Source organism: Pseudomonas baltica (assembly GCF_031880315.1).
Taxonomy (GTDB): domain Bacteria; phylum Pseudomonadota; class Gammaproteobacteria; order Pseudomonadales; family Pseudomonadaceae; genus Aquipseudomonas.
Genome location: NZ_CP134771.1, coordinates 2,205,611 through 2,217,982, shown reverse-complemented (window position 1 = coordinate 2,217,982; position 12,372 = coordinate 2,205,611). Strand labels below are relative to the sequence as shown.

Below are 12,372 nucleotides of genomic sequence, written 5' to 3'. Positions count from 1 at the left end.
ATTTATGCGGCTCCAGGCATGAAAAAACCCGGACATGCCGGGTTTTTTCAGGGGCTGCATCGTGATGCAGCGACGGCTTACGCCTTGAAAGTCTTGCCTTCGAACTGCTCGGCGACAAACTTCCAGTTGACCAGGTTCCAGAACGCCTCGACATACTTCGGACGGACGTTGCGGTAGTCGATGTAGTAGGCGTGTTCCCAGACGTCGCAGGTCAGCAGCGGGGTGTCGCCGCTGGTCAGCGGGTTGCCGGCGCCGATGGTGCTGGCCAGGGCCAGGTTACCGTCAGCTTTTTTGACCAGCCAGCCCCAGCCGGAGCCGAAGGTGCCGACGGAAGTCTTGGTGAACTCTTCCTTGAACTTTTCGAACGAACCGAACGCGGCATTGATGGCTTCGGCCAGGGCGCCAGTTGGAGCGCCGCCAGCGTTTGGAGCCAGGCAGTTCCAGTAGAAGGTGTGGTTCCAGACCTGAGCGGCGTTGTTGAAGATACCGCCCGAGGAAGAGACGACGATTTCTTCAAGGGTCTTGCCTTCGAACTCAGTGCCTGGGACCAGGCCATTGAGGTTCACGACGTAGGTGTTGTGGTGCTTGTCGTGGTGGAATTCCAGCGTTTCCTTGGAGATGTGCGGCTGCAGGGCATCATGAGCGTACGGCAGCGCAGGTAATTCGAAAGCCATGGTGGTTCTCCTAATCAGGTCAGTTTGCGAGATACGCTAGGCCGATCACGGGCGGCCTGAGTACGCCGGCGAGTTTGTACTCTTTGCGGCGCAAGCCAAGGATCATAGCACCGGCTGTCCGGTAGAACCACGCAACAACTGTGTGGAATAGCCGCTGCAGACACCTCGTCGCCGAAACGGGCCAAGGCACGTCGACGCGTTCAGCCGGCGATCAATTGCCCTGCCACGACGAACATCATGATGGCCACCAGCAGATCGATCAGGCGCCAGGTCGCCGGTCGTGCCAGCCACGGCGCCAACCAGGCTGCGCCGAGGGCCAAGGTGAAAAACCACAGCAGCGACGCGCTGGCGGCGCCGGCCACATAGGCGCTGGGCGCCGCCTGTTGGGCGCCGAGCGAGCCGATCAGCAGCACCGTATCGAGGTACACGTGGGGGTTGAGCAGGGTCACGGCCAGCGCGCTCAGCAATACCGCCTTGAGCGAGCGCACGCCAGTGTTTTGCCCTTCTTGCAAGCTCTGCCGGCTGAGCGCGCGGCGCAGTGCCTTGCTGGCGTACCAGAGCAGAAACGCGGCGCCGCCCCAGCGTGCGATCGACAGCAGTAGCGGGCTGTGCGCCAGCACCGTCGCCAGGCCGAATACGCCGGCGGTGACCAGCAGCGCGTCGCAGACCACGCATAGCGCCGCTACCGGCAGGTGATGTTCGCGGCGCAGGCTCTGCGCGAGCACGAAGGCGTTTTGTGTGCCGATGGCCATGATCAGCCCGGCGGCCACCAGCAGGCCATTGAGATAACTTTGCAGCATGTTGGCAGGCTCCTTTGAATGGGGGCAGTCTGCGCAGATGAGCGGAATAAGAAAAATCAATGTTGCTGATATCTCATTAGAAAATATGATAACGGCGAGAGCGCTGGGCATCTTCGTTGTCATCAAGCATCATTCCCGGCCCGCGGCGCTGTCGACCCAGCGCGAGCGCCGCACTGGGCCAGGCGCTTGCAGATGCAAGCGCCAGCTCGTTGAAATACTGCAACCGAAACACAGGCGGAGCGCTTCATGAAAATTCTGGTCACCGGCGCGAGCGGGTTTATCGGCGGACGTTTTGCCCGTCACGCCCTGGAGCAGGGCTTCGAGGTGCGCGTCAATGGCCGTCGCGCCGAGGGCGTCGCCCATCTGCTGCGTCGCGGTGCACAGTTCGTCGAAGGTGATCTGAGCGATCCGCATCTGGCCCAGCGCCTGTGCATCGGTGTCGACGCGGTGGTGCATTGCGCAGGCGCCACGGGGCATTGGGGGCGCGCGCAGGATTTCCAGCAGAACACGGTGCAGGCCACCGAGAACATCGTCGAGGGCTGCCTCAAGGAACATGTGCGGCGGCTGGTGTACCTGTCGTGCGCATCGATCTATCGCAATGGCCGCTCGCAGCTGGCGATCAAAGAAGAGCCGCTGGCGCGACGCTTTGCCGATGCGGCTACGCGCAGCCGCCACCTGGCCGAGCAGAAGGTGTTCGGTGCGGCGGAGTTCGGCCTCGAAGTGATCGCCCTGCGCCCGGCCACCGTCATTGGGGCGGGAGACGTCAGCTGGTTGCCGCCTTTGATCGATCTGCAAGCCAGGCGGCGCCTGTCGATTGTCGGCAATGGCTTGAACAAGGTCGATTTCACCAGTGTGCACAACCTGACCGAAGCGTTGCTGAGCAGTGTGCTGGCAGACCCTGCTGCACTGGGCAAGGCCTACAACATCAGCAACGACACGCCGATACCGCTGTGGGACGTGGTCAATTATGCCTTGCGCCAGTTGCAGATGAGTCAGGTGACCCGTTATCGGGGGTATCGCTCGACCTGGCTCAAGGGCGCCGTCAACGAGGGTGCTTGTCTGCTTTGGCCGGGTCGCCCCCGGCCGCAGTGGTCGAGGCATGGCGCGCACAGCCTTAATGCGGATTTCACCCTCGATATTGCACGGGCACGGCATTATCTGGATTATCAGCCGCAGACCACGCTGTGGGCGGCTCTGGATGAGTTCTGCGCCTGGTGGCAGGCGCAGTGAACATCGGGTAACCCGAGCGGTTTATACTGGCGCCCCTGTAGCGAGGGGGCTTGCTACCGAAGTAGCGTCAGCACCCTCTATACGGCTGACGTACTGCGATCGGCGTCGCACGCGCAGCCCTCACGCTACCGATGTTATCGTTTGTCAATTTTCCAAAGGGCTTTTTCAATGCGTAACGATGCTCACGACGATTTCGACGACGTACCCAGCTTGAGCGCCAGGCAGGGTGATGACGACGATGACCTCGTGCCGGCTGCGGCCTTGCGCGATCGCAACAGCGTGACGTCCCGCACCACGCCAGTGGTCAAGGTCAAGGCGCCGGCCAGCGGCCCGTTGTGGGCCTTGGTGGTGGCGTTGTTCATCGCTCTGGGCGGCCTGGGTTGGTGGAGCTTCCAGCAGATATCGCTGATGGAGCAGCAACTGGTGGCGACCCAGGAAAGCTTCGCGCGCATCAGCGAAGACGCGGCCGGGCGCCTGCAGGCGATCACTGGCAAGGTGGCAGCCACCGAGAACCTCTCCAGCACCGACAGCGAAGCCATGAAGCTGCAACTCAAGACGCTGCAAACGCGCATGGACGAGCAGACGCGCCAGCAGGCGGGCGTTGGCACGCAGCAGAGCAGCCTGGACAAGCGTCTGGATCAGGTCTTGGCGCAAGCCGCCAACCAGCAGGCCAGTAACGACCAGGTGCAAGCGCAGCTGAAGTCGCTGGCAGCGGACATGAGCAGCCTGAAGGCGGCGCAGGGTGATCAGGCGCGTTTGAGCGCCGACTTGAAATCGCTGTCCACCGATGTGGCCGCGCTGAAGAAGCAAGGCAACAACAATGACCGGCTGAGCAGCGTCGAGCAGGACCTGATCGTGCTCAAGAGCGAGCAGGACAACCGCCCGGCCGCAGCGGCGCAGGCGGGGCCCAGCACGGCAGAGTTCGACAGCTTCCGCGGCCAGACCACTCGCAATATCACTACCCTGCAAAGCCAGATGCAAAATTTGCAGCAGCAGATCAACGCTCGGCAGTGAGCGCTCAGGCAATCCCTGGGGGACCGGGCTGTGCCCGGGAAGAGGCCATCATGAGCGCTGCATCTCCAGCTATATAGCCTGGAGGTGTATTGCGCGTGATGGCCCTTTCGCGAGCAGAACTCGCTCCAACAGGGAGTGTGTTCGCAGTGGAATCTGAATTTACAACGCCGGGTAGTCGGTATAGCCCGCAGGGCCATCGGCGTAGAACAGTTCCGGACGCGCTTCATTCAACGGCGCACCGGCTTGCAGTCGAGCTGGCAGGTCCGGGTTGGCAATGAACGGCACGCCGAAGGCCACGGCATCGGCGGTGCCGTTGGCCAGCGCGGCATTGGCGGTTTCGGCGGTGAAGCGTTCGTTGACGATGTACGGGCCTTGGAATGCGTCACGCAATTGCGCCGCCAGGCTGTCGTCAGCTTCGCGCTCGCGCGCGCAGATGAACGCGATGCCGCGCTTGCCCAGCTCGCGCGCTACGTAGGTGAAGGTCGCCGCCAGGTCTTCGTCGCCCATGTCGTGCAGATCGGCCCGTGGCGACAGGTGCACGCCCACGCGCTGGGCGCCCCACACTCCAATCACTGCATCGGTCACTTCAAGCAGCAGACGTGCACGGTTTTCCACCGAACCGCCGTACTGGTCGGTGCGCTGGTTGGTGCCGCTTTGCAGGAACTGATCCAGCAGATAACCGTTGGCGCCGTGCACTTCGACTCCGTCGAAGCCGGCGGCCTTGGCGTTCTCGGCGCCGGCGCGGTAAGCCTCGACCACGTCGCTGATCTCTTCGGTATCCAAGGCGCGCGGCGTCGGGAAATCGGCCAGCGGACGCACCAGGCTGACATGCCCGGCCGGCTGGATCGCGCTCGGGCCGACCGGCAGTTCACCGTTCAGGTAGCTCGGGTGGGAGATGCGGCCGACGTGCCACAACTGCAGGAAGATGCGCCCACCTGCGGCATGAACGGCGTTGGTGACCTGGGTCCAGCCGCGCACTTGCTCGTCGTTCCAGATGCCCGGGGTGTTGGGATAGCCGACGCCCATGGGCGTCACCGAGGTGGCTTCGGAAAGAATCAGCCCGGCGCTGGCGCGTTGCACGTAGTACTCGGCCATCATCGCGTTGGGCACGCGGCCTTCGTCGGCACGGCAACGGGTCAGCGGCGCCATGATGATGCGGTTGGGCAGTTGCAGGTCACCGAGGGTGATAGGGTCGAAAATCGTGGTCATGACAAGCTTCCTGGGGAATGGACAAGGGTTATCGAGTCGGTGAATCACCTGAGCCAGCTCAGAGCTGCTGGCTCAGGTGTTCGAGAAACTGCCGGATGGCGTCCTCGTTACGTTTGAAAAAGTGCCACTGCCCGACCTTTTGACTGGTGATCAGCCCCGCGCGCTGCAGCGTGGCCAGGTGCGCCGACACGGTGGACTGCGATAAGCCGCAGCGCTGGTCGATCTGCCCGGCACATACGCCATGGTCATGGCCGTAGTACTGCTCGGGGAATTGCTGAAGGGGGTCCTTCAGCCAATGCAGAATGTCGCGCCGCACAGGGTGGGCGATGGCTTTTATTATGTCGTCGAGGGGCATGGCAGTCGGTCTCGGCTGTTTGAGGCAGGAGCGAATAACGTTATATCGCGATAGGGCGAAATATAAATCGGCACTCGACGATATACAAATACCCATCGCTGCTAAGGTCATTCCGTTTGACGCTATAAGGTTCTAAGTGAGGGGTGTGACAGGAATGCTAAGCTCGCCAGCATGAATTATCTCGCGCACCTGCACCTGGGCGGCCAGAGCCCGGATCACTGGCTCGGCAGCCTGTATGGCGATTTCGTCAAAGGCCGTCTTGAAGGCCGTTTCAGCCCTGAGCTGGAGGCGGGTATCCGCCTGCACCGGCAAATCGATGCCTACACCGACAGCCATCCTCTGGTGCTGACCGCGCTGGAACGTTTCCCAGTAGCGCGGCGGCGTTATGCAGGCATCCTCCTCGATGTGTTCTTCGATCACTGTCTGGCATTGCACTGGCGCGATTATGACGATCGGCCGCTCGCCGGGTTCACTTCGCAGGTGTACGCCGTGCTGGCCGCGCAGGACGAACTGCCGGGGCGGCTGGCGGGGGTGGCGCCTTACCTGATTGCCGGCGACTGGCTTGGGTCCTATGCCGAGTTTGCGGTGCTGGAACAGGTGTTCAACGGCATTGCGCGGCGGTTGAGCAAGCCCGAGGGGCTGGCGGGGGCATTTGCCGAGGTGAAGGCGCTGTATGGGCCGCTGACCGAGGATTTTCGGCGGTTTTATCCGGTGTTGCAGCAGTTTGCGCGAGTGCCTGAGTCGAGGTGAGCCGTTGCGGCCTCTTCGCGAGCAAGCGTTGCTCCCACAGTGTGTCCAGTGCCAGAGTCTTACGCTTGTGGGAGCAGGGCTGGCCCGCGAACCTCTTGAGGCCCTGTGGCCAACCGCGGCTCTTCGCGACTGTCACCAAACAACGCCACCCGCACCGCTTCCTGCGCCTTGAACGCCAGGGCCGCGCGCTCAACGGCGCGAGTCTCGATGGGCTCCAGCAGATAGATATCCACTTCCCCGGCATCGGCCCGGAGCAGGCGCATCAGGTGCGACAGCAGGTCGTCGTCGCCAATGAAGGGCGCGATCGGGTCCAGCTTCGTCCCGCGACCATAGCGGATTGCCACCGGCTGCACTGCCACGCCGACATCGGCCGCACAGGCCAGCAGCCGACCATGGAAGGTCCGCAACTGGCGGCCGTCGGTAGTCGTTCCCTCGGGGAAAATCATCAGCGGGCAGCCGTCCTCCAGGCGCAGGGCCATTTCCCGGCGCAGGCGTTGACTGTCGTTGGCGCCGCGGCGGATGAACAGGGTCCCGGCGTGCTGCGCCAGCCACCCGGCGATTGGCCAGTGGCGCACCTCGGCCTTGGACAGAAACGACAGTGGCGCGATTTGCCCGAGCAAGGCGATGTCGGTCCAGGACACATGATTGCTGACCCACAGCATCGGCTGTTGCGGCACCACACCATGGACCCGTACGGTGAACGGCAGGGCGCGCGTCAGGCGGCCCATGAAACTGCGCGTCCAACGCTGGCGCCGAGTCATCGAGCCTGCCAGCCCCAGCCGTTCGCCGACGATAAAGGCCGCCGCCAGCACCAGGCCGTAGGCCACCACCAGCACGATCCGCCCGACCCGCACTGCCAACCGCAGCGCGCGCATCACACGGCCGCCCGGAAGTGACGGGCGTAGCGCGGGCACAGATCGTCGCGCTTTAGCAGGATGAACACATCGGCGACCTGGAAATCCTCGTCCCAGCAGGGCTCGCCGCAGACTTTGGCGCCCAGGCGCATATAGGCCTTGAGCAGCGGCGGCATCTGCGCCGTGACGTTACTCGGGATCTGCGCCGCCGGCAGGGGCTTGCGCGGTTCGGCGCGCAGGTTCTGGGTGCACAGATGGCGCTCGCGCAAGCGTTGCATGATTGCCTCGGCCTGCACGCCGCCGTCCTGCATCGGAATGCTCGCGCAGCCCATCAGGTAGCTGTAGCCGCCTTCGTTGAGGACTTCTGCCAGTTCGCCCCAGAGTACGGCGATGGTGCCGCCGTTGCGGTAGGCGGGATCGACGCAGGTGCGGCCGATTTCCAGCACCGGGCCTTGCAGGCCGCCCAAGCCATGGAGATTGAATTCCTCTTCGCTGTAAAAGCGCCCCAGATAACGCGCCGCGCGATGATCGAGCAGGCGGGTGGTGGCCACCAGACGACCGTTGCTCAGGTCTCGCACGCCGATGTGCCAGCAGTGGCGGTCGTAGTCGTCACGGTCCAGTCCGTCCTCGGCGCCTTGCAGGCAGGCATTGAATTCGCGGCTGAACACCTCGAAACGCAGGGCCTGCGCCTCCTGCAGGGCGCGGCTGCCGAGCAGGCGTTCGGCGACCAGACGGCGCGCTGCGGGGGTGTCGCCTGAGCATGCGATGTGAGTCATTGCGAGTCTCCAAATTCGGACTTGGGGTTGCAGCCAATGAACTTTGTTGTGCAATCTCAGGCTAAGTAGCAGCAGTGTCGTCACCATGACGTTTGGGTGATGCTTGTATGACAGCCTCCGAGGACCACACGCCATGACCTGGCTCACTTTGCTGAACCTGCGTGAACGCCTGCCGGCGGGCGCTGAAAATACCGAACCCGAAGCCCATCTCGCCGGCGGCGCGCTGGTCAGCGGCGGGGGTGTTTCCATCGCCGACACTTATGCCGCGTTGCTGCAACGCTGGGGCAATCGTTCGCCGTTCGAACTGGCGGTGCTGGGCGGGCATCTGGCGAGCACCCCGGGCTTGGCGTTTCTGTTCGGTTATCAAGCGGCCCTGCGCGCGCTGTGGCCCAGCGCGCCGTTGAGCCTGGGGGCGATCTGCGCTACCGAGCAGCGCAGTTTGCGCCCGGCCGATCTCACTACCCGTCTGCACAACCTGCGGTTGAGCGGGCAAAAGGATTTCGTCACGGCGGGCCATGCCGCCGACTGGCTGTTGGTAGCGGCGCGCAGCGAGGCTGTCGGCGAGGCGCCGCGCTTGAGCCTGGCGGTGGTCTATCCCGGCGAGGTCGGGGTGCGCCTCGAGGCCTTGCCCGCGCTGCCGCTGATCCCGGACATCAGCCATTCCCGCCTGCACCTGGACAACGCGGCCTGCGACCTGCTGGCGGGCGATGGCTGGGACGCTTACGTCAAACCGTTCCGCAGCCTCGAAGACCTTTACGTGCTCAGTGCTCTGGTAGCTTGGCTGTATGGCGTCGGTCAGCAACAGCAATGGCCGCACTCCTTGCAACTGCGCCTGCTCGGTCTACTCGGCGGCTGCGCTGAAGCCACCCGCCAGTGCCCCGATGCCGCCGTCAGTCACCTGTTGCTCGGCGGCCTGTTCGCCCAGTTCGACGCCCTGCAGGATGACCTGGGTGTAGCGCTGGCCAGCGGTGAAGCGGCCAGCGCGCCGATGTGGCAGCGTGATCGTGGCGTACTGACCCTGGCGGCCAGCGCGCGACAGCAGCGTCTGGACAAAGCCCTGCAGGCGCTGGGGTACTGATGGCCGGTCCGATTTTTCCATGGCGCAGCACCAACCGTTTTCAACTGCTGGTCGATGGCCCGCAGTTTTTCCCGCGCATGCTGGCGGCGATCGATGCCGCGCAGACGCAAGTCGATCTGGAACTGTATCTGGTGGAGGCGGGGGCCTGCGCCGATGAAGTCGTGGAGGCGCTGGCCAGGGCGGCCGAGCGTGGCGTCACGGTGCGTTGCCTGTTCGACGGTTATGGCAGCCTGGCGTTTGGTCAGGGGCAGCGCGAGCGGCTGCTGGTCGCTGGCGTCGAGTTGCGCCTGTACAACGCTGTGCGTCTGCATCGCGGGCTGCGCAATCTGTACCGCGATCACCGCAAGCTGCTGCTGGTCGACCAAGCCTTGGCGGTGGTCGGCGGCACCGGTGTGACCGATCAATTCTGGACCCCAGGCGAAACGTCCAGCGAATGGCACGAGGTCATGGTCGAGATGCACGGCCCGCTGGTGCTCGATTGGCAGGCGCTGTTCGACCGCCAATGGCGCGCCAACCTGCGCCGCACTGCCTGGCGCCCGGCCACCCATTTCGGCCTGCCGCACCTGCCGCCCACGCCAGTCACCGGCAGTGGCCTGGGCCGCGTGGCCTACGCCGACTCGCGCCAGCACCGCGATATCCTCCGCTCGCTGGTGCGCAATCTCAACAGCGGGCAAAAACGCATCTGGCTGGCGACCCCGTACTTCCTCCCGACCTGGTCGGTGCGCCGTTCTCTGCGCCGCGCGGCCGCGCGCGGGCTGGACGTGCGCCTGCTGCTCACCGGCCCGCGTACCGATCATCCGTCGGTGCGCTATGCGGGGCATCGCTACTACCCGAAGTTGCTGCGCGCGGGAGTGAAGATCTTCGAGTACCAGCCGTGCTTTTTGCACCTGAAGATGGTGCTGGTGGACGACTGGGTGAGCCTCGGCTCGTGCAACTTCGATCACTGGAACCTGCGCTTCAACCTCGAAGCCAACCTCGAGGCGCTGGACCCGGACTTGACCCGCGACGTGGAGGCCAGCTTCGAGCGCGATTTCGCCGCCAGTCACCTGATCAGCCTCGACGCCTGGCACTCCCGGCCACTGTGGTGGCGAGTGCAGCAGCGTATCTGGGGGTGGCTGGATCGGCTGGTGGTCAACTTGCTGGATCGCCGCGGCTGAACGCCAACTGCGGCGCACTGAAGCCTCACCAGCGATAGGTGACCGAGCCGATCAGGCTGCGCTCATCGCCATAGCGGCAGGTGGTGTTGCAGTACAGGTACTTCTTGTCCATCAGGTTCTGGGCCTTGGCCTGCACCTGCCAATGGCTGTCGACGTCATAGCTGATCAAAGCGTCCACCAGCGTGTAAGCGGGAATCTTGCCGTCGTAGGCGCTGGGCGTGGTCCGGGTGGTGCCGGTATAGCGCGCGCCGCCAGCGACTTTCACCGCCGGCAGGCCGAGGGCCGCGAGGCGATAGCTGGCCCACAGGCTGGCACTGTTGTAGGGCACACCCTCGATGCGCTTGCCGACGTTGCTGGCAGTCTGGTCCTGCAGCACGTGGGTGTCGGTATAGGCATAGCCGGCGCTCAGTTGCAGGTTGTCTGTGAGGTTGCTCTTGGCCTCCAGTTCGACGCCCTTGGAGCGTGTCTTGCCGTATTGCACGTAGGTGTTAGTGGCGGCGTCCAGGCTCAAGGCGTTGTCCTGATCCAGGCGATAGACCGCAGCGCTCAGCAGGGTGTCGCTACCGGGGGGCTGATAACGCAGGCCGGCTTCGTATTGTTCGCCTTCCAGCGGCGCAAAGGCATTGCCGAAGGCCGGGTTGCTGACGCTGGCGGGCTGGAACGACTGGCTGTAACTGACGTAGGGCGCCAGGCCGTTGTCGGCCAGATACACCAGACCGACGCGCCCGGTGGCTTTCTGATCGGTGCGGCCGGCGCGGGCACCGCTGGCGAACGTGGTGGTGACGCTGTCGGCCCAGTCCTGACGGCCCCCCAGCAACAGCACCCATTTGTCGTCGAAGGTGATCTGGTCCTGCAGGTACATGCCCGCCTGGGTGCTGTGTAGGTCCGAGCCACTGTCGGCGGCGGTGTTGGCACCGACGCCGGTGTACTGCGGGTTGGCCAGATTCAGCGACGGCGCCAGCTGCGCCACGGTCGAGCTGATATAGCGATGCGAGTCGTAGGTCTTGTGGTAGTAGTCCACGCCCACCAGCAGGTCATGCTGCCAGCGGCCTTGCTCGAAGGTGAAATTCAGATTGTTGTCGGTGGTCCAGCCGGTTGAGCGTTCCTCGCGGGCGCTGTAACGGCGTAGCAGGCGGGTACCGGAGATCGCCTGGGGGATCAGATAGTCCCAGTCGGTATTGGCCTGGAAGTACCGCAGGCTGTGATTGATGCTTAGGTGTTCGTTGAACTGGTGTTCGAACAGATAGCCCAAGGTGTCCATGCGGTTGTTGAAGTGGTCGTAACCGGGCTCGCCGACGAACTGGTCGCGGCCGATCCTGTAGCCGGGCGTCGAGCTGTAGGTACTCATGCCGTAGCTCATGGGCGGGGCGAAGCCTGTGTAGGTGTCCTGATGGCTGGCAAGCACGGTCAGGGAAGTATCCTCATCAGGCTTCCAGGTCAGCGCCGGGGCGATATAGCGGCGATCGTCACCGATATGATCGACCTGAGTGCCGCTGTCGCGCCACAGGCCGGTCAGGCGATAGCTGAACTGGCCTTGATCGTCGAGGGGGCCGCCGAGGTCGACGGTGTACTGGCGCCGATCATAGTTACCGACCTCCACGCCGATTTCGTGCAGCGGCGTGTCGGTGGGCCGCTTGCTGACGGTGTTGATCATGCCGCCCGGCGACAGCTGGCCGTAGAGCACCGAGGACGCACCCTTGAGCACTTCCACGCGCTCCAAGCCATAGGCATCGACACTGCCGTCATAGGGGTTGGATTGCAGCTTCATGCCATCGCGCAGAATTCCGCCTGTGCCGGACCCGACATTGAAGCCGCGCAGCGTGTAATCGTCGGCGGTACGGCTGAAACCACTGGGCTGGCTGCTGAAACCGGGGGTGTACTTGAGCGCGTCGGACAGGTTGTCGCTCTTGCGGTCATTGAGTTCGTCGCGGGTGACCACCGAAACCGACTGCGGTATTTTCACCAGCTCGGTGCGCGTCTTGGTGCCGACGCTGGAGCGGTGGGCCACATAGCCGCTGCTCTGGCTGTCGTCGGTGTTGCCATTGGCGTTGATGCTGGTGGCGTCCAATGTCAGGGCATCGCTGACCACCGGTTGTACGTTGAGCGCACCGCTGGCCGTCTCCCGCAGGCTCAGATTGTTACCGCGCAGGGCCATGCGCACCGCATCGGCCGCACTCAGACGGCCTTGAACGGCGTGGGCCTGATAACCGCTGACATCGCTGGGGATGAATAGCACTTGGCGACCACTGAGCTGGCCGATGGCGATCAAGGTCTGGGCCAGCGGGCCGGGCGCGAGGCTGAAATCCTGGGAGGATTCGGCGGCCATTGCGCTGCCGCTGAGCAGGCAGCTACCGATCAGCAAGGGAAAGATGAAATGGTTGTGCATGGTCAAGGCTCTGTAGGGCAGTCGGGTTTGCACGCTCGGTGCGCTTCTAACTGTTCTGTGAACCGCGGCCGGGATTTTTTCAGGGGGCG

Annotated in this window: 12 protein-coding genes; 5 read left to right on the top strand and 7 right to left on the bottom strand. The window is 63.9% G+C overall.

Annotated elements, in window-relative coordinates; translation table 11 throughout:
* Positions 1-77: 77 nt before the first annotated feature.
* Both REH34_RS09690 and REH34_RS09685 read right to left on the bottom strand, forming a co-directional pair.
* On the bottom strand, positions 78-674 hold the full coding sequence (locus REH34_RS09690; RefSeq protein ID WP_226506792.1) for a superoxide dismutase: 597 nt from the start codon (positions 672-674) through the stop codon (positions 78-80).
* 200 nt (positions 675-874) lie between these two features.
* A complete protein-coding gene (locus REH34_RS09685; RefSeq protein WP_311971501.1) occupies positions 875-1,474 on the bottom strand; it encodes a LysE/ArgO family amino acid transporter in 600 nt (199 codons plus the stop codon).
* A 246-nt stretch (positions 1,475-1,720) separates the two neighbouring features.
* Here REH34_RS09685 and REH34_RS09680 point away from each other — a divergent pair, with 246 nt between their 5' ends.
* Together REH34_RS09680 and REH34_RS09675 are read left to right on the top strand one after the other, a co-directional pair.
* Positions 1,721-2,704, top strand: coding sequence for an NAD(P)-dependent oxidoreductase (locus REH34_RS09680; protein ID WP_311971500.1), 984 nt, complete (start codon positions 1,721-1,723; stop codon positions 2,702-2,704).
* 168 nt (positions 2,705-2,872) lie between these two features.
* Positions 2,873-3,718, top strand: a complete 846-nt coding sequence (locus REH34_RS09675; RefSeq protein ID WP_311971499.1) for an ATPase — start codon at positions 2,873-2,875, stop codon at positions 3,716-3,718.
* Positions 3,719-3,877: 159 nt separating this feature from the next.
* On the opposite strand, the gene REH34_RS09670 is transcribed toward REH34_RS09675, so the two are convergent.
* Both REH34_RS09670 and REH34_RS09665 read right to left on the bottom strand, forming a co-directional pair.
* The gene (locus tag REH34_RS09670; protein ID WP_311971498.1) at positions 3,878-4,927 is read right to left on the bottom strand and encodes an alkene reductase; all 1,050 of its coding nucleotides are present in this window, start codon (positions 4,925-4,927) and stop codon (positions 3,878-3,880) included.
* A 58-nt stretch (positions 4,928-4,985) separates the two neighbouring features.
* The gene (locus tag REH34_RS09665) at positions 4,986-5,282 is read right to left on the bottom strand and encodes a helix-turn-helix transcriptional regulator (protein WP_226506797.1); all 297 of its coding nucleotides are present in this window, start codon (positions 5,280-5,282) and stop codon (positions 4,986-4,988) included.
* Between the two features lie 171 nt (positions 5,283-5,453).
* Here REH34_RS09665 and REH34_RS09660 point away from each other — a divergent pair, with 171 nt between their 5' ends.
* Positions 5,454-6,032 carry an ACP phosphodiesterase gene (locus tag REH34_RS09660; protein WP_311971497.1) on the top strand — a complete coding sequence of 193 codons (579 nt, stop codon included), beginning with the start codon at positions 5,454-5,456 and terminating at the stop codon, positions 6,030-6,032.
* A gap of 59 nt (positions 6,033-6,091) precedes the next feature.
* On the opposite strand, the gene REH34_RS09655 is transcribed toward REH34_RS09660, so the two are convergent.
* Together REH34_RS09655 and olsB are read right to left on the bottom strand one after the other, a co-directional pair.
* Positions 6,092-6,907 carry a lysophospholipid acyltransferase family protein gene (locus tag REH34_RS09655; protein WP_311971496.1) on the bottom strand — a complete coding sequence of 272 codons (816 nt, stop codon included), beginning with the start codon at positions 6,905-6,907 and terminating at the stop codon, positions 6,092-6,094.
* Complete coding sequence (gene olsB / locus REH34_RS09650) at positions 6,907-7,662, bottom strand: L-ornithine N(alpha)-acyltransferase (protein ID WP_311971495.1); 756 nt, start codon at positions 7,660-7,662, stop codon at positions 6,907-6,909. The genes REH34_RS09655 and olsB overlap by 1 nt, the downstream gene beginning before the upstream one ends.
* Before the next feature lie 133 nt (positions 7,663-7,795).
* On the opposite strand from olsB, the gene REH34_RS09645 reads away from it, so the two are divergent.
* Together REH34_RS09645 and REH34_RS09640 are read left to right on the top strand one after the other, a co-directional pair.
* Positions 7,796-8,740, top strand: a complete 945-nt coding sequence (locus tag REH34_RS09645) for an acyl-CoA dehydrogenase (protein ID WP_311971494.1) — start codon at positions 7,796-7,798, stop codon at positions 8,738-8,740.
* On the top strand, positions 8,740-9,897 hold the full coding sequence (locus REH34_RS09640; RefSeq protein WP_311971493.1) for a phosphatidylserine/phosphatidylglycerophosphate/cardiolipin synthase family protein: 1,158 nt from the start codon (positions 8,740-8,742) through the stop codon (positions 9,895-9,897). Before REH34_RS09645 ends, REH34_RS09640 begins: the two co-directional genes overlap by 1 nt.
* Positions 9,898-9,922: 25 nt before the next feature.
* Here the strand turns inward: REH34_RS09640 and REH34_RS09635 are convergent, their stop codons facing one another.
* Positions 9,923-12,283 (bottom strand): TonB-dependent siderophore receptor, encoded by a 2,361-nt coding sequence (locus tag REH34_RS09635; protein ID WP_311971492.1) that lies wholly within the window; start codon positions 12,281-12,283, stop codon positions 9,923-9,925.
* Positions 12,284-12,372 lie beyond the last annotated feature (89 nt).

What these genes read in the sequence shown, in the direction of transcription:
- REH34_RS09690 (WP_226506792.1), bottom strand. Translation starts at nt 674, where the DNA reads ATGGCTTTCGAATTACCTGCGCTGCCGTACGCTCATGATGCCCTGCAG.
- REH34_RS09655 (WP_311971496.1), bottom strand. Translation starts at nt 6,907, where the DNA reads ATGCGCGCGCTGCGGTTGGCAGTGCGGGTCGGGCGGATCGTGCTGGTG.
- REH34_RS09640 (WP_311971493.1), top strand. Translation starts at nt 8,740, where the DNA reads ATGGCCGGTCCGATTTTTCCATGGCGCAGCACCAACCGTTTTCAACTG.
- REH34_RS09670 (WP_311971498.1), bottom strand. Translation starts at nt 4,927, where the DNA reads ATGACCACGATTTTCGACCCTATCACCCTCGGTGACCTGCAACTGCCC.
- REH34_RS09635 (WP_311971492.1), bottom strand. Translation starts at nt 12,283, where the DNA reads ATGCACAACCATTTCATCTTTCCCTTGCTGATCGGTAGCTGCCTGCTC.
- REH34_RS09645 (WP_311971494.1), top strand. Translation starts at nt 7,796, where the DNA reads ATGACCTGGCTCACTTTGCTGAACCTGCGTGAACGCCTGCCGGCGGGC.
- REH34_RS09680 (WP_311971500.1), top strand. Translation starts at nt 1,721, where the DNA reads ATGAAAATTCTGGTCACCGGCGCGAGCGGGTTTATCGGCGGACGTTTT.
- REH34_RS09660 (WP_311971497.1), top strand. Translation starts at nt 5,454, where the DNA reads ATGAATTATCTCGCGCACCTGCACCTGGGCGGCCAGAGCCCGGATCAC.
- REH34_RS09675 (WP_311971499.1), top strand. Translation starts at nt 2,873, where the DNA reads ATGCGTAACGATGCTCACGACGATTTCGACGACGTACCCAGCTTGAGC.
- REH34_RS09665 (WP_226506797.1), bottom strand. Translation starts at nt 5,282, where the DNA reads ATGCCCCTCGACGACATAATAAAAGCCATCGCCCACCCTGTGCGGCGC.
- REH34_RS09685 (WP_311971501.1), bottom strand. Translation starts at nt 1,474, where the DNA reads ATGCTGCAAAGTTATCTCAATGGCCTGCTGGTGGCCGCCGGGCTGATC.
- olsB (WP_311971495.1), bottom strand. Translation starts at nt 7,662, where the DNA reads ATGACTCACATCGCATGCTCAGGCGACACCCCCGCAGCGCGCCGTCTG.